This is a genomic window from Lysinibacillus sp. Y5S-8, from assembly GCF_036894365.1.
In the GTDB taxonomy this organism is placed as follows: domain Bacteria; phylum Bacillota; class Bacilli; order Bacillales_A; family Planococcaceae; genus Lysinibacillus; species Lysinibacillus fusiformis_D.
On sequence record NZ_CP145889.1, the window covers coordinates 618,952 to 634,992 of the forward strand.

At 39.2% G+C, this 16,041-nt stretch carries 20 protein-coding genes; 18 read left to right on the plus strand and 2 right to left on the minus strand.

All coding sequences use genetic code 11. The features are described 5' to 3' along the window. Positions 1-10: 10 nt before the first annotated feature. The 17 genes from atpA to V6670_RS03005 all read left to right on the plus strand — a co-directional run bounded on the left by atpA (position 11) and on the right by V6670_RS03005 (position 13,805). The gene (gene atpA, locus V6670_RS02925) at positions 11-1,519 is read left to right on the plus strand and encodes a F0F1 ATP synthase subunit alpha (protein WP_036123620.1); all 1,509 of its coding nucleotides are present in this window, start codon (positions 11-13) and stop codon (positions 1,517-1,519) included. A gap of 47 nt (positions 1,520-1,566) precedes the next feature. Beyond that, positions 1,567-2,424 carry an ATP synthase F1 subunit gamma gene (atpG, locus tag V6670_RS02930; RefSeq protein WP_036123615.1) on the plus strand — a complete coding sequence of 286 codons (858 nt, stop codon included), beginning with the start codon at positions 1,567-1,569 and terminating at the stop codon, positions 2,422-2,424. A gap of 49 nt (positions 2,425-2,473) precedes the next feature. Then, entirely contained in the window at positions 2,474-3,889 is a 1,416-nt protein-coding gene (gene atpD / locus V6670_RS02935) for a F0F1 ATP synthase subunit beta (protein WP_089932989.1), read from the plus strand. Positions 3,890-3,913: 24 nt separating this feature from the next. Beyond that, the gene (locus V6670_RS02940) at positions 3,914-4,321 is read left to right on the plus strand and encodes a F0F1 ATP synthase subunit epsilon (RefSeq protein ID WP_036123609.1); all 408 of its coding nucleotides are present in this window, start codon (positions 3,914-3,916) and stop codon (positions 4,319-4,321) included. Between the two features lie 69 nt (positions 4,322-4,390). After that, complete coding sequence (locus V6670_RS02945; RefSeq protein WP_036123606.1) at positions 4,391-4,630, plus strand: DUF1146 family protein; 240 nt, start codon at positions 4,391-4,393, stop codon at positions 4,628-4,630. Positions 4,631-5,114: 484 nt separating this feature from the next. Continuing rightward, on the plus strand, positions 5,115-6,434 hold the full coding sequence (gene murA / locus V6670_RS02950; RefSeq protein WP_036123602.1) for a UDP-N-acetylglucosamine 1-carboxyvinyltransferase: 1,320 nt from the start codon (positions 5,115-5,117) through the stop codon (positions 6,432-6,434). Between the two features lie 82 nt (positions 6,435-6,516). Beyond that, entirely contained in the window at positions 6,517-7,455 is a 939-nt protein-coding gene (gene spoIID, locus V6670_RS02955) for a stage II sporulation protein D (protein WP_338652533.1), read from the plus strand. Positions 7,456-7,492: 37 nt separating this feature from the next. Next, complete coding sequence (locus V6670_RS02960) at positions 7,493-8,170, plus strand: M23 family metallopeptidase (protein WP_036123599.1); 678 nt, start codon at positions 7,493-7,495, stop codon at positions 8,168-8,170. Positions 8,171-8,326: 156 nt separating this feature from the next. Further along, positions 8,327-8,587, plus strand: a complete 261-nt coding sequence (locus V6670_RS02965) for a sporulation transcriptional regulator SpoIIID (RefSeq protein WP_025114760.1) — start codon at positions 8,327-8,329, stop codon at positions 8,585-8,587. A gap of 209 nt (positions 8,588-8,796) precedes the next feature. After that, on the plus strand, positions 8,797-9,792 hold the full coding sequence (locus tag V6670_RS02970; protein WP_338652535.1) for a rod shape-determining protein: 996 nt from the start codon (positions 8,797-8,799) through the stop codon (positions 9,790-9,792). Between the two features lie 21 nt (positions 9,793-9,813). Then, positions 9,814-10,647 (plus strand): flagellar hook-basal body protein, encoded by an 834-nt coding sequence (locus V6670_RS02975; protein ID WP_338652536.1) that lies wholly within the window; start codon positions 9,814-9,816, stop codon positions 10,645-10,647. A 25-nt stretch (positions 10,648-10,672) separates the two neighbouring features. Beyond that, positions 10,673-11,512, plus strand: a complete 840-nt coding sequence (locus V6670_RS02980; RefSeq protein ID WP_058843805.1) for a flagellar hook-basal body protein — start codon at positions 10,673-10,675, stop codon at positions 11,510-11,512. Between the two features lie 47 nt (positions 11,513-11,559). Further along, the gene (locus V6670_RS02985; protein ID WP_089932984.1) at positions 11,560-11,844 is read left to right on the plus strand and encodes a DNA-directed RNA polymerase subunit beta; all 285 of its coding nucleotides are present in this window, start codon (positions 11,560-11,562) and stop codon (positions 11,842-11,844) included. 55 nt (positions 11,845-11,899) lie between these two features. Continuing rightward, entirely contained in the window at positions 11,900-12,343 is a 444-nt protein-coding gene (fabZ, locus tag V6670_RS02990; RefSeq protein WP_036124465.1) for a 3-hydroxyacyl-ACP dehydratase FabZ, read from the plus strand. Between the two features lie 147 nt (positions 12,344-12,490). After that, positions 12,491-12,874, plus strand: coding sequence for a hypothetical protein (locus V6670_RS02995; protein ID WP_036124467.1), 384 nt, complete (start codon positions 12,491-12,493; stop codon positions 12,872-12,874). A gap of 109 nt (positions 12,875-12,983) precedes the next feature. Then, positions 12,984-13,394, plus strand: coding sequence for a hypothetical protein (locus tag V6670_RS03000; protein ID WP_036124468.1), 411 nt, complete (start codon positions 12,984-12,986; stop codon positions 13,392-13,394). Between the two features lie 39 nt (positions 13,395-13,433). Continuing rightward, a complete protein-coding gene (locus V6670_RS03005; protein WP_338652537.1) occupies positions 13,434-13,805 on the plus strand; it encodes a hypothetical protein in 372 nt (123 codons plus the stop codon). Between the two features lie 17 nt (positions 13,806-13,822). Here the strand turns inward: V6670_RS03005 and V6670_RS03010 are convergent, their stop codons facing one another. Together V6670_RS03010 and V6670_RS03015 are read right to left on the minus strand one after the other, a co-directional pair. Next, positions 13,823-14,788, minus strand: coding sequence for a nuclease-related domain-containing protein (locus V6670_RS03010; protein WP_338652538.1), 966 nt, complete (start codon positions 14,786-14,788; stop codon positions 13,823-13,825). An 80-nt stretch (positions 14,789-14,868) separates the two neighbouring features. Further along, the gene (locus tag V6670_RS03015) at positions 14,869-15,294 is read right to left on the minus strand and encodes a YwpF family protein (RefSeq protein ID WP_036124472.1); all 426 of its coding nucleotides are present in this window, start codon (positions 15,292-15,294) and stop codon (positions 14,869-14,871) included. Positions 15,295-15,590: 296 nt separating this feature from the next. On the opposite strand from V6670_RS03015, the gene ssb reads away from it, so the two are divergent. Beyond that, positions 15,591-15,989 carry a single-stranded DNA-binding protein gene (ssb, locus tag V6670_RS03020; protein ID WP_036124475.1) on the plus strand — a complete coding sequence of 133 codons (399 nt, stop codon included), beginning with the start codon at positions 15,591-15,593 and terminating at the stop codon, positions 15,987-15,989. The last annotated feature ends 52 nt before the right edge of the window (positions 15,990-16,041 follow it).

Consider the following 16,041-nt stretch of genomic DNA (forward strand, 5'->3'; position numbering starts at 1 on the left):
GGTGACATACATGGGCATCAAGGCTGAAGAAATCAGCAGTCTGATTAAACAACAGATTGAGAATTATGAATCTGAACTTAAAGTAAGCGAAGTTGGTACAGTTATCCGTATTGGTGACGGTATCGCTCTTGCTCATGGCCTCGACAACGCCATGGCTGGAGAGCTTTTAGAGTTCTCTAACGGTGTTATGGGTATGGCTCAAAACCTAGAAGAAGGTAACGTTGGTATCGTAATCTTAGGTCCATACACTGACATCAAAGAAGGCGATGAAGTTCGTCGTACAGGTCGTATCATGGAAGTACCAGTTGGTGAAGAACTGATTGGTCGTGTTGTAAACCCACTTGGTCAACCAGTGGATGGACAAGGTCCTATCAACGCTACAAAATCTCGTCCAATCGAAAGCCCAGCTTTCGGTGTAATGGCTCGTAAATCAGTACACGAACCACTACAAACGGGTATTAAAGCGATTGACGCATTAGTGCCAATCGGCCGTGGTCAACGTGAGTTAATCATCGGTGACCGTCAAGTAGGTAAAACATCTGTAGCAATCGATACAATCTTAAACCAAAACGGTGAAAACATGATTTGTATCTATGTTGCAATCGGTCAAAAAGAATCTACTGTACGTGGTGTTGTTGAAACTTTACGTAAACACGGTGCTTTAGATTATACAATCGTTGTAACTGCAGCAGCATCTCAACCTGCTCCATTATTATACTTAGCACCATTTGCTGGTGTTTCTATGGCAGAAGAATTCATGTTACAAGGTAAACACGTTTTAATCGTGTATGATGATCTTTCTAAACAAGCATCAGCTTACCGTGAACTTTCACTTCTTCTACGCCGTCCTCCAGGTCGTGAAGCATACCCTGGTGATGTATTCTACTTACACAGCCGCTTACTTGAACGTGCTGCGAAGTTAAATGAAACTTACAACTGTGGTTCTATCACAGCCCTTCCATTCGTAGAGACACAAGCTGGGGATATCTCTGCATACATCCCAACTAACGTAATCTCAATTACTGATGGTCAAATCTTCTTACAATCTGACTTATTCAACTCAGGTGTACGTCCAGCGATCAACGCAGGTCTTTCAGTATCACGTGTAGGTGGATCAGCTCAAATTAAAGCAATGAAAAAAGTTGCGGGTACACTACGTCTTGACTTAGCTGCATTCCGTGAGCTTGAATCATTTGCTCAATTCGGTTCAGATTTAGATAAAATTACACTTGCTAAACTTGAACGTGGTAAACGTACGGTTGAAGTGCTTAAACAAGACCTAAACAAACCACTTAAAGTTGAAAAACAAGTTGCTATCCTATATGCATTAACTAAAGGTCATTTAGATGATATCCCAGTACAAGATATCGTTCGTTTCGAAAACGAATTCTTAAGCTGGTTAGATTCAAACCACACTAACGTTCTAGATCATGTTCGTACTACAAAAGAGCTTGCTCCGGATGCGGATTATGAAGCAGCAATCAATGCATTCAAGAAAACATTCGCTAAATCAGAATAAGTTCTAGCTAGTCACTTGATTAAAAAACAAAAGGTGGTGAAATACCAGTGGTAAACTTACGCGAAATAAAAGGTCGTATTAATTCAACAAAGAGTACGAAACAAATTACGAAAGCGATGCAGATGGTTTCTTCTTCAAAATTACGTCGTGCAGAGCAAAATGCTAAAGCTTACGTTCCTTATATGGAAAAAATCCAAGACGTAGTAGGCGCGATTGCAGCAGGTACAAAAGACAGTGGACACCCAATGTTAACTGCTCGTCCTGTAAAGAAAACAGCTTACTTAGTCATTGGTTCTGACCGTGGTCTAGCAGGTGCTTACAACTCAAGTATCCTACGTCAAGTACAACGTACAATTAACGAGCGTCATAAATCAAAAGACGAATACGTTATTTTAGCAGTAGGTCGTGTTGTTCGTGATTACTTTGTGAAACGTGATCATAATGTCATCAGCAGTGTTGTTGCTCTTCCTGACCAACCAACATTCGCTGATATTAAAGAAATCGCTCGTAATGCTGTTGGTATGTTCATTGACGGTACGTATGATGAGCTTTATATGTACTATAATCACTTTGTCAGCGCAATTGCTAACGAAGTGACAGAGAAAAAACTTCTTCCATTAACAGATATAGCACCTGTAAACAGTAAAGCTTCTTATGAATTCGAACCATCTGGCGAAGCAATTCTTGAAGTATTACTTCCACAATACGCGGAAAGCTTAGTTTATGGCGCATTATTGGATGGAAAAGCAAGTGAACATGCTTCTCGTATGACTGCTATGAAAAATGCAACTGATAATGCATCTGATCTTATTGCAGATCTTTCATTGCAATATAACCGTGCACGTCAAGCAGCGATTACACAAGAAATTACAGAAATCGTTGGTGGAGCTGCAGCCTTAGAATAGGCTCAGCTCACCAATGTCGTATAAGAATACGATAGGAGGGTACACAGTAATGAATAAAGGACATGTTATTCAAGTAATGGGTCCGGTTGTCGACGTAAAATTCGAAAACGGCCAATTACCAGCAATCTATAACTCATTAACAGTTAAGATTGAACGTCCTAATGAAGAACCAACAACTCTTGCATTAGAAGTTGCACTTCATTTAGGCGATGATTCTGTTCGTACAATTGCAATGTCATCTACTGATGGCTTACAACGTGGAGCAGAAGTAACAGACTTAGGAAAAGCTATCTCAGTACCAGTTGGTGAAGTGACACTAGGTCGTGTATTCAACGTACTTGGAGAAGTAATTGACTTAGGTGAAGAGATTCCAGCAGATGCTCGTCGTGATTCAATTCACCGCGAAGCTCCATCTTTCGATGAACTTTCAACTACAGTTGAAATTCTTGAAACAGGTATCAAAGTAGTAGACTTATTAGCACCTTATATTAAAGGTGGTAAGATCGGTCTATTCGGTGGTGCCGGTGTAGGTAAAACAGTATTAATCCAAGAATTAATCAATAACATCGCACAAGAGCACTCAGGTATCTCTGTATTTGCTGGTGTAGGTGAGCGTACTCGTGAAGGGAACGACTTATTCTTCGAGATGAGCGATTCAGGCGTTATCAAGCAAACAGCGATGGTATTCGGTCAAATGAACGAGCCTCCTGGTGCACGTATGCGTGTAGCTTTAACTGGTCTTACAATGGCGGAATACTTCCGTGATGAGCAAGGCGCTGACGTACTTTTATTCATCGACAATATCTTCCGTTTCACACAAGCAGGTTCAGAGGTTTCTGCCCTATTAGGACGTATGCCTTCTGCGGTAGGTTACCAACCAACACTTGCAACTGAAATGGGTAAACTACAAGAACGTATCACATCTACGAACAAAGGATCTGTAACTTCTATCCAAGCGATTTATGTACCAGCCGATGACTATACTGACCCGGCTCCAGCTACAACTTTCGCCCACTTAGATGCAACTACTAACCTTGAGCGTAAATTATCAGAAATGGGTATCTACCCTGCGGTTGACCCATTAGCTTCGACTTCTCGTGCATTATCACCTGAAATCGTAGGCGCTGAGCACTACGCAATTGCTACTGGTGTACAACGTACAATCCAACGTTACCGTGAATTACAAGATATCATTGCAATCTTAGGTATGGATGAGTTATCTGATGAAGACAAACAAACAGTAGAACGTGCTCGTCGTATTCAATTCTTCTTATCACAAAACTTCCACGTAGCGGAACAATTCACTGGTCAAAAAGGTTCTTATGTACCTGTAAAAGAAACTGTTCGTTCATTCAAGGAAATCCTTGATGGCAAATGGGATCACCTTCCAGAAGATGCTTTCCGTCTAGTTGGTTCTATTGATGAAGTAGTTGAAAAAGCGAAAAGCATGGGCGTAGAGGTTTAATACTAGGGACGAGGAGGAAAAAATATGAAGACAGTTCAAGTCAATATTGTCACTCCCGACGGCCCAGTATACGATTCTGAAGTATCAATGGTAATCGCTAAAACAACTTCAGGAGAAATCGGTGTTCTTGCAGGCCATATTCCAATGGTTGCTCCACTTGCAATTGGTGCAGTGAAGCTGAAAAAAGAAAACGGTTCGACTGATATTGTTGCTGTAAGCGGTGGTTTCATTGAAGTTCGTCCAGAAAAGATCTCAATTTTAGCGCCTTCTGCTGAAATTGCTGAAAATATCGATGTTCAACGTGCTAAAGAAGCCGTTAAACGCGCTGAAGGACGTCTTCAAAGTAAACAAGACGACATTGATTTCAAACGTGCTGACCTAGCATTAAAACGTGCGTTGAATCGTATCAACGTTCATGAGGGTAATATCTAATTCATTTTTAACGGGCAGATATAGTATCTGCCCGTTTTTTAAGGTGAAGTAAATTGAAGGAGGGATAGCATGGAACTGTATGAAGCGATAGGACAAGAAGCATTACTGGGTATTTTATCTCATCTGTTTTTTATTGCTATTACTTTTTACGCATTACAAGCTTTTATGGTTGAGAAACTATTTAAGAAGAATCGAGTATTTCAAATTCAACTTATTTATATTTTACTCAGTATTACGATAGGCTCAGCAGTATCTAATTTCTTTCTCCAAATATCTAGCTGGTCAGGCAAACTTCCCTATTTATTTTAAAGCAATCGTTGTTAAATACTATAAGATTTATGCACCTACATGCTTCAAAGGACTTTATAATACCATTTGTGTGGCCCTTTGAACTATGTATAAAAATCTTTCGTACCAGTTTTGCCTTGGCATCATTACAGCTTACGATGCGTCTGTTATTGGTAAGACGCACGCTAACAAAATATGTACATGATGCATTGATATAGTAAAGGGAATATTTTACTGAATGAAGATAAAATAGGTTTTTTGTGCATATATCTTTGGGTATGTATTGAAAGTGAACGGGTTATTGGTCATTCACAAAAAAAAAATGACAGCGTACAATAAATAAATAGCAAAATATCTAATAATGCCTTAAAATAGTGATTTGGACGCTTGAACGAGCGTTAGAAAAGTTGTACTATAGAGTTGTTTGTTTACTGATTATGACATTATACTTCTTTTTAAAATAAAAATTCGATAGGTTAATAGATTGAATTCGGAGGGACATAGGGTGGATAAAATAATAGTGACTGGCGGCCAAAAACTACAGGGAAAAGTACGTGTAGAGGGCGCAAAAAATGCAGTGTTACCAATCCTTGCGGCAGCTTTACTTGCTTCAAAAGGAGAAAATGTAATTAAAGAAGTCCCTAATTTAGCAGACGTCTTTACAATAAACGAAGTACTTAAAAGTTTAAACGCAGCAGTTACATATATACCTGAAGATAATGCCGTATATATAGATGCAACAAAAGAACTTTCAAGTGAAGCTCAATTTGAATTTGTTAGTAAAATGCGTGCATCTATTTTAGTGATGGGTTCTCTACTTGCTCGTAATGGATATGCTCGCGTGGCACTACCAGGAGGCTGTGCAATCGGTTCTCGTCCAATTGAGTTACACTTAAAGGGCTTCGAAGCTATGGGTGCAAAAATTTCATTTGGTCACGGATATGTAGAGGCAAAAACGGAAGGTCGTTTAAAAGGGGCTAATGTGTATTTAGACTTCCCTAGTGTTGGTGCTACTGAAAATATTATGACAGCCGCATCTTTAGCAGAAGGGACAACTGTAATTGAAAATGCTGCGAAGGAGCCCGAAATTGTCGATCTTGCAAACTTCATCAATAGCATGGGCGGTCGTGTAATTGGAGCTGGTACAAATACAATTCGTATCGAAGGAGTCGATACATTATATGGAGTAGAGCACCATATTATTCCCGATCGTATTGAGGCTGGTACATTTATGGTGGCAGCAGCTATTACGAAGGGTGATGTAGTCATTGAAAATGCTGTTCCTGAGCATATGACAGCTTTAATTGCTAAGATGCGTGAAATGGGTGTAGAGATTACTGAGCTGGATGAGGGAATCCGTGTACGTGCTCCTCATACATTAAAAGCTGTTGATATTAAAACAATGCCACATCCAGGCTTCCCAACAGATATGCAATCGCAAATGATGGCATTAATGTTAACTGCGGAAGGTACGAGTATTATTACAGAAACGGTATTTGAAAATCGTTTTATGCATGTTGAGGAATTCCGTCGCATGAATGCTGGTGCTAAAATAGAAGGACGTTCTGTGTTTATCGAGGGGCCGGTTAATCTTCAGGGAGCTGAAGTAATGGCAACGGATTTACGAGCTGCGGCTGCCCTAATTTTAGCAGGTCTTGTATCTGAAGGAATAACACGTGTGACGAAGCTTCATCATTTAGACCGTGGTTATGTTGATTTCCATGGCAAGCTAGCATCGCTTGGTGCCAACATTGAACGTATTACTGAACTTACTGAAGAAGTAGTGACAGTTGAAGACACAATAATTGAATTACCTACAAACTAAATGGATTTCTCAACCCTTTGCTTTTGAAGCAGAGGGTTTTTTGTTTGCTCATAACTTTAAGAGATCTAGCATATTATTCCTTATGAAAAAATGGATGATTAGTATAGGTGTCATTTGTTTGATTGGAGTATTATACATGCTTCCTGTTATAGGGCTTAGTGAAAGACGGGAGGCTGTCAAACCTCCAACTAGTGATGAGAAAGCCTGTGAAATATTTATAGAAGTGGAGGGACAAGAGGAAAAAATCCCTTTGGAAACGTATATTACAGGTGTTGTTGCAGCGGAAATGCCTGTTTCTTTTAAAAAGGAGGCATTGAAAGCCCAAGCGATTGCAGCACGCACATACGCACTGAAAACGACAAATTACGGTAAAACTGCAATTGCTCCAACTGTGGCAAGGCAAGTTTTTTATGATGAGGAGCAAAGAAAGGCGAATTGGGCTAGCAATTTCCTGGGAAATGAAAAGAAAATTGTCGAAGCAATCAATGAAACGAAAGGACAAGTTCTTCTTTATAATAAGGAACTAATTACAGCCATGTTCCACTCGACAAGCAATGGTAAAACAGAAAGTGCCTTTGGCTATAGTGGGAATGATATTCCATATTTGAAAAGTGTTTCAAGTATCTCAGATCAAGCATCGCCGAAGTTTGAGGCTCAGCAAGAATGGACATTAGCCCAATGGAATAAGTTGTGGCCTGTACAGTGGCAAGCTAGTGATTTTAATCGTATCCAGCTATTTTACAATGAGTCAGGGCGAGTAGAGCGTTTACAGTTAGGGAGCAATGTCTGGACTGGTAGAGAGGTTAGAACACTTCTTGGCATACCATCAACTGATTTTACAATTGTCTATGACGCGAAGACAAGAAAGGTCCATGTGACAACCCAAGGTTATGGTCATGGCGTGGGCATGAGTCAATATGGAGCTGAGGCAATGGCAAACGAAGGGAAAACGGCTGCCGAAATTTTACACTATTATTATCAAGATATTGAAATAAAAAAAATAGATGCATGTTTAAAATAACTTCTAGTTGTTCACACTGCAACTAGAGGTGATGAAAATGAGAGAGGATAAAAACAATAAAACTTCTCAAAACCAAAATCCAAATCAAAAGGAAAATGGTCAATTACAAAAGAAACCTTGGTTTTGGCCAGCAGTTTACACAGGTGGTGCACTAGTTCTAGCAGGATTGTTATTTGGTTACAATAGTCTCGTATCAAAAGTAGAAGAGGCTCCTTTACCAGATTTAGCGGAAGTTGATCCAGGTCCTGTAGTAGAAACAAATGCACGTACTGAAAACATGAAGTACCCATTCAAAGAAGAGAGTCTTAGTAAAGTACAAGTTTTACAAGAGTTCTACGAGTTAGAGGCAAATGAAGAGTCCCGTGAAAATGCACTAATGGTATTTAATCAAACATTTACAACGTCTTCTGGTATCTCTATCGCTATGAATGGTGAAGAATTTGAAGTACTAGCTGCTATGAGTGGTAAAGTACTAGAGGTAAAACTAGACGCATTTACAGGCAATAAGATTGTAATTGAGCATCCAAATGGTATGCAAACACATTATAGCTCTGTAAAGGATATCGCTGTTAAAGAAGGCGATGAGGTTACACAAGGTCAGGCATTAGGAAAAGCAACTGATAACGAGTGGAATCAAGCGGCTGGCGTCCACATGCATTTCGAAGTTCTTGAAGACGGAAAATATATTAATCCGAAAAAATTACTAGCTTTTTAATTCGAAAAGCTAGTAACGCATAAAAAGTCAGCATTTTATCAGGAAAATGCAAAAAATGTTCTGAATAGCTTTGTCCTTACATAAGGTGAAGAAATGCGCAAATGTGCATCTGATTGCCAAAGCATTTTGTGAAATTGTGTGGAAAGGACGAAGAAAGTGCATGAGCACATTCGGAAGCGCTGCATACGCCTCGGTGAATTACTGATTGAGACGCGTGAGACTGTGCGTGTCCTCGCGAAAATGACTGGTTATTCAAAAAGTACGGTGCACAAGGATTTAACAGAGCGATTACCAACAATTCATGAAGGATTAGCTGACCAAGTGAAAGAAATACTCGCCTACCATAAGGCCGTACGTCATATTCGTGGAGGAGAAGCAACGAAAAACAAGTGGAAAGAGAGAGCGAGTCAAGACTGATTCGTTCTTTTTTATTGTCTTGGAAATGTATTTATGACGAATTCTATGGAATAGTAATTCTATATTATAGCCGTTCATAACCTGAAAAGAAAACAGTCTCATTCACTAAATTTAGGTGAAATTACCAATAGAATATGATAAAATATTCTAGATAAAGAGATAAAATGAACGTTATGTAGTTGGAACTGGCGGGAAGGAGAAATTATAGAATGTTTTCGAAAGATATTGGCATTGACTTAGGAACTGCGAACGTATTAATCCACGTTAAAGGTAAAGGAATCGTCCTAAATGAACCATCTGTGGTGGCGATTGACAAAAAGACAAACAAAGTATTAGCGGTAGGGGAAGAAGCTCGCCAAATGGTAGGGAGAACGCCAGGTAATATTACAGCAATTCGCCCACTAAGAGATGGAGTCATTGCAGATTTTGATGTGACAGAGGCGATGTTAAGACATTTCATCAATAAATTAAATGTAAAAGGATTTTTGGCGAAGCCACGAATTTTAATTTGCTGTCCAACGAACATCACAAGTGTTGAGCAAAAAGCAATCCGTGAAGCCGCAGAAAAATCTGGCGGTAAAAAAGTATATTTAGAGGAAGAACCAAAAGTAGCTGCTATCGGTGCAGGCATGGATATCTTCCAACCAAGTGGTAATATGGTAGTCGATATAGGTGGCGGAACAACAGATATCGCAGTTCTATCAATGGGTGATATTGTAACAAGTGAATCCATTAAAGTAGCAGGAGATGTGTTTGATAACGACATTTTGCAATATATTAAAAAAGAATATAAATTGCTAATTGGTGAACGTACAGCTGAAGCAATCAAAATGACAATTGGTACAATTTTCAAAGGTAGCCGCAACGATACAATGGATATTCGTGGTCGTGACATGGTAACAGGTTTACCACGTACTATTACAATTCATTCCGAGGAAATTGAACGAGCATTGCACGAGTCTGTAGCGATGATTGTCCAATCAGCAAAAAATGTCTTAGAAAAAACACCACCTGAGCTATCAGCCGATATCATTGACCGTGGCGTTATTATTACAGGTGGCGGTGCATTATTACATGGAATGGATCAGCTATTAATAGAAGAGTTAAAGGTACCTGTCTTCGTTGCAGAGAGACCTATGGATTGTGTAGCAATTGGTACGGGAATAATGCTAGAAAACATTGATCGTGTGCCAGCATCCTTATAAAAATAAAATGAGGTGATTTCTTTGTTTAAAGGGTTTTATACAGTTGCAACAGGTATGATCACGCAACAAAGAAGAACAGAATTACTAACAAATAATTTATCAAATGCGAATACACCAGGATTTAAAGCAGATCAATCAACTATTCGCTCATTTCCAGACATGCTAATGTCTAGTATTGGTAAAACAAATGCTCCCGCCAATCAACAAGCAGGCGCTGAATATATGAGTCAAGTAGGAGCTTTAAATACAGGAACATATTTACAAGAAACATTGCCAAATTACATACAAGGCCAAATCTATAGCACTGATTTTACAACAGATATGGCGCTAATTGATGGAAACTTACCACAAAATGAAGATGGGGTTACGGGTTCAATTTTCTTCCGTCTAGAACATCCAGCTGGTGGTGAGGCCTATACACGTAATGGTAATTTCACATTAGATGGTCAAGGCTATTTAGTAAACGGGCAGGGTCTATACGTACTCAATGATGCAGGACAACGTATCCAGCTTCCAAACGATGATTTTCGCCTCGATGAAAATGGAGCCATTTTTGTGAACGATCAGCAAGTAGCACGAGTTGGTGTATCATATGCTGCTAATCCGAACATGCTACGTAAACAGGATAATGGTCTTATTCGTACAGAAAATGGTGAGAACTTACCAACAGCCTATGGTGCGAATGGCGTTTCCTTTACGCTACGTCAAAACTTTTTAGAAGGTTCAAACGTAGATTCTGGTCGCACAATGACAGATTTAATGACATCCTACCGAGCATTCGAAGCAAATCAAAAAGTATTACAAGCTTATGATCGCAGCATGGAAAAGGCAGTGAATGAAATCGGGAAAATCTAACGGGCGAACAGGAGGCGTTTTATAAATGCTACGTACAATGATGACAGCAACGAACACAATGGGTCAATTACAAAATAAACTAGATACAATTAGTAATAATATTGCTAATAGTAGTACAACTGGTTATAAAACGAAGGAAGCATCCTTCAATGAACTACTTTATCAGCAATTTAACAATGATAAGCAGGACCGAGCTGAACGTCAAACACCAGTTGGTATTCGCTATGGATCTGGTGCCATGCTTGGACAAATTAAATCCAATGAAAAGCAAGGCTCATTACAAACAACGAATCGAGATTTAGACTTTGCTTTCACAAAAGCAAAACAATATTTCAATATTTTAATGCCAAATGGTGAAAATGGAACTGAAACAGTGTATACTCGACAAGGTGACTTTTATTTATCTCCGTTGAATAACGGAACAGTAATGCTCGTAACGGCAGAGGGTTATCCCGTAGCCAATGCAGCAGGACAAGCTATTACATTACCAGATACTGTTCAAAAGTTTGCCGTTCGAGATGGTGGTGTTTTAGAAGCATCTTATCCAAATGGTGATATCATTCGCACGGATTTAGCTGTAACAGAATTCCAAAAACCACAATTAATGGAACATGTTTCTGGTTCTTATGTTGGTTTACCAGACAATCTAGCTGAACTTGGCTTTACACAAGCGGAAGTTCTGACAGAGCTTGTGGGTGCGAACCGTCAGCAAATTGGCATGCAAAGTGGTACACTAGAAATGTCCAATGTAAACCTCTCAAAGGAAATGACAGAACTAATACAAACTCAACGTTCTTATCAGTTCAATGCAAGAGCGGTTACATTAGCAGATCAAATGCTAGGACTAATTAACGGCATTCGATAAAAAGTCATCCAAAAACACATAGTTAGGAATGAAGAGGAGTACAATCTATGACAAACGATTCACGTCGACGTTCTGTGCCGACACAAGAAACCGATACGCAACCAGAAAAGAAAGAACGCCGCTCAAATGGAGAGCAACGCGAGGTTCGCTGGGTGCAAATCCGACTGATTCCGATTTGGTTACGCATTGTAATTGTTCTCGTCTTAGTCGTTGCTGCCGCAGCATTAGGCGCAATGTTTGGCTTCAGTGTGATTGGAGAAGGCAATGCTATGGATATTTTTAAAAGGGAAACATGGCAGCATATATTTGATATTATGAACGGTAAAGAATAGCAATATTCTTTACCTTACTTTGTGTATACATACTTAATTTTGAGGGGGAAATGACATGTTAACAGCAGAACAAATTCAAGCAATTTTACCACATCGCTATCCTTTTCTATTCGTTGATCGCATTGTTGAATTAGATGAAGGTAAACGCGCAGTAGGTTTAAAAAATGTTTCGATCAATGAAGACTTCTTTAATGGACACTTCCCAGGCTATCCTGTAATGCCAGGTGTATTAATTGTAGAGGCATTAGCACAAGTGGGTGGAGTCGCTTTATTAAATGCAGAAGAATTCAAGGGACGTTTAGCCTTTTTAACAGGTGTGGATAATTGTCGTTTCAAGCGTCAAGTAGTTCCTGGCGACCAACTTAAATTGGAAGTAGAATTTGTAAAACTTCGTGGCGCAATGGGTAAAGGTCATGGTATAGCGACTGTAGATGGAGAACTTGTATGTGAAGCCGATATTCTATTTGCGATTGGACCTGAACAGCCTAAACAAGCCTAATTTGCATTTGTAGACCAAAAGATATAAAATAGATAAAGTCAAGTTAAAAGTTGATTAGTAGGTTCTTAAATTGCAGTGGCGAAAAAGCGTTTGGGAATTGAAATAGATGTAATTTTTAGGTTTTACAAACGTAGGAGGATTATTAAGATGTATAAGGAATTGTCTTCAGGTATTAAAATTAGCATTACTCGTTCGATTTCGACATCTTTTGAAGCATACTTAGCAAGTATTGGTTGGGATGAAGAACGTTTTTCTATGGAAGACTTCATTGCAAGCTGGCAGACCTATTTTCAGGAGAATGCCGCATGGATCGAAAAAATCCCTGCTGATATATTGTTGAGTGCACAGTTTCATGAAGAGATGGCACAAAAAATCGATGAGGTCATTGCTAAAATTTTAAATGAAGAACCAACAGCGCAGCAGATCGAAACAATCGAGGCATTGCAAAAAGAGCTAGGCACAAACTATAGCTATGACTGTAAAGCAGAAGCAGCATACATTGAACAAGTATTAAAAGAAAAACAAAAATAGTTTGTACAAATATCGGATAGTTCCCTCCTTTCCCGGGCAATCTATGTAGGATCACAAATACACACGATGTATTTGCTGACATAGTACCCAAGAAAGGAGGTTTTTTACTATGTGGAAAATGTCATTTTTAACCATTATTCTTGCAACTGTATTCCTTGGAGGATGTAACTGGGGAAATAATGCAGTCGAAGATCACCCTGTTCGAGACGTCGAAAATGACGTTCGTCGTGGTGTAGACAATGTGGAAGATGCATTAGACCCGAATAATCGTGACGATGCATACGATCGCAACGTAGATGGTACTAACCGAGGTACTGTTAACGAAAATACAACATTGCCTGAAGCGACAACACCTGGATCAAATGCCGATATCAACAGCACAAACGGCTATGACAACGTACCAAATGCTAATGGTGTAAACGGTGTTGAACGTAATGACAACGTAAACAATAATAATGACATTGTCGACGATAAAGTCAAAGACACTGAAAAGTACCGTGATGGTATGAACAACCGATAACATAAAAAAGAGTGTTTCCTAAATGGAAAACACTCTTTTTTGATAAAAAGGAGCGAATACTCGCGGAAGGAAGTCGAATACTCGCGGAAGGAAGTCGAATACTCGCGGAAGGAAGTCGAATACTCGCGGAAGGAAGTCGAATACTCGCGGAAGGAAGTCGAATACTCGCGGAAGGAAGTCGAATACTCGCGGAAGGAAGTCGAATACTCGCGGAAGGAAGTCGAATACTCGCGGAAGGAAGTCGAATACTCGCGGAAGGAGAGTGAATACTCGCGGAAGGAGAGTGAATACTCGCGGAAGGAAAGCGAATACTCGCGGAAGGAAGGTGAATACTCGCGGAAGGAAAGTGAATACTCACGAAAGCGAAGTGAATGCCCCATGAGCGCTCGCTGCAAATACTCTCGCCAGTGAAGCGAGCCAATCAACCCTCAAAAAAATCTCTTCATGTAATCCAATAAATTTTCAGGTAAATGGTAAACACGATTTTTATAGGTTCCGGTATAAGGGAACTGAAATTTCTGAAGCAATCGTGTAGCTGTAACGATAGAATCAATTTTGAAAAATTTACGTAACTGTTGATTAGTGATAGAATGGCTAACCAATAGTTGATAATCGAGCATCGCTTCTGCAAAAATTTCTATACTCCGATAATGACAAAATGAACATTTCCAAATGCCCCGATAGAAATACATATTATGTTGATAGGAACATTTAGGACAAAGCACACCATGCCGAAATCGTGATGGGGCAATCGAAGTTTGAATGTGGGGGATCGTTTGTTTGGAGAGAAGCCCTTGAACCAGTTGAGCTAATTGATCATCTGTTAGCATTTTGTGCGGATGCTTTTTAAAAAGTGACTGGAGATGTTGATGAAGACCTGACACATGAAAAATAGGAAGCGCTTTAGAAGGATTAACGATAATCGCTGAAGGGTTTGCTATAACAACGGCACCTTCAATGGGGAGTGAGTAAGAAAGACTTTTAAGAAAACGTATATGACGCTCAGTTTGGGTAAACGCATTTGGAAATCCTTCTATTGTGCCATCTGCCTTTGTGCGTGTACATTGATGTGTGAGTTGATTAAATTCTAGTCGACCATGAATATTTTTAATTTCTAAAACGAAGATAAATTGAGAGCAAATAAAGAGTGTATCAAGCTGATGCATATGTTGAGCAGTGTTCTTGAGACACAAATTATGTAATACGAGAAAAGTATTTGGACATAGTAATTCATGCCATTCGCGGTCAACTTTTTGTTCACCAGCAAAACCTGCATCCAGTCGGCGATATTGTTCCTGATAATAGTGAAACTCAACATCATTCTTTAAAAGCCTCCTCATCACAGCCTCAAGCCATAATAATTTTAAAGGCTTCTCTCTGATAGCAATAACCAAATGTAACGCTCCTTTTTAAATAGTATTGTACTGAAAAAAGGCAGCTTGTCCAATAAAAAAACGATGCAAAATTCGCATCGCTAATCATTTTTTAATTTTGGTCGCTGCTTCATATCTTTCGTAAAGCGCTCCAGTAAATCCTCTAGGGATACACCCTCAGCAAGTAGCTCGGAAAGCAATTGTTCAGCATATTTAGAGCGTTTAATTTTGAGTGTTCCTTTTAGTAGTACTGAAACATGATCACCAATTTCTTGAACTGTATGTACGATTACCTGAAAAGGAGCGGGTTCATTATCTGGAAATGAAATAACTGCACGGACATTGCAGACTGTAGCATTTACTAAGAGCTCATCAAAGGTTGAGCGATATTGTTTTTCCATAAACAATTCTAGTATCCAAGATTGATGGCTGTTTTCCTGATTAATAATAATGCCATCGACTAAAGGGAATGGTTGTACGCCATCTTTCGTGACAAGGTCAAAGGAAAGCATTTTAAATGTTTTCATTATGTATATTCCTCCTAAGTCTGTCATTCTTTTATTATAACACATGAAGTAGTGGCTGTTTGTTATGTGCACCTGTGACGATATTTCAAAACCTGCGAAAATGCTGATTTCATGAAATAGCATTTGCCATTACAGCCCAAAGCATTCAGCTAGAAAATTAAAAAAATTAGCAAATTAAAAATGCTAATTTACCCAATTTATGCTGCAAAACAAAAGGAAATTAACAATATCGTATTTTGCTAATGCGGATATCCTTTTGTAAGATGAAAGCAATCCAACAGAAAGGTGGTGAACGAATGAATCAAGTCGGACTGGTCGGAAGGTTTACGAAAGATCCGGTGTTACGTTACTTATCTGGAAATCGTGTACAGACTCATTTTTCATTGGCCATTAACCGCAATTTTAAAAACAATCGTGGAGAAGTAGATGCAGACTTTATTTTCTGTACAGCTTGGGGAAGGCTTGCAGAACATATCGTCAAATATTGCGGTAAAGGCTCTTTAATCGGTGCAAATGGTCGTATTCAAACAAGATCATTTGTAAATGAAGAAAACACTAAGATTTTTATGACAGAGGTGGTCGTAGAAGATATACGATTTTATCATCTTAAACAAAGGAATAGTGACGAAACGGCTATTGTACCGCCACAGCCACCGAATGAACAGGAAGACTTAAAAGATTTTGTCTTACCATAGACAAGCTATTTACATACGGAGCAAGAGAAATATCGTTGTCTGATCCGCCATT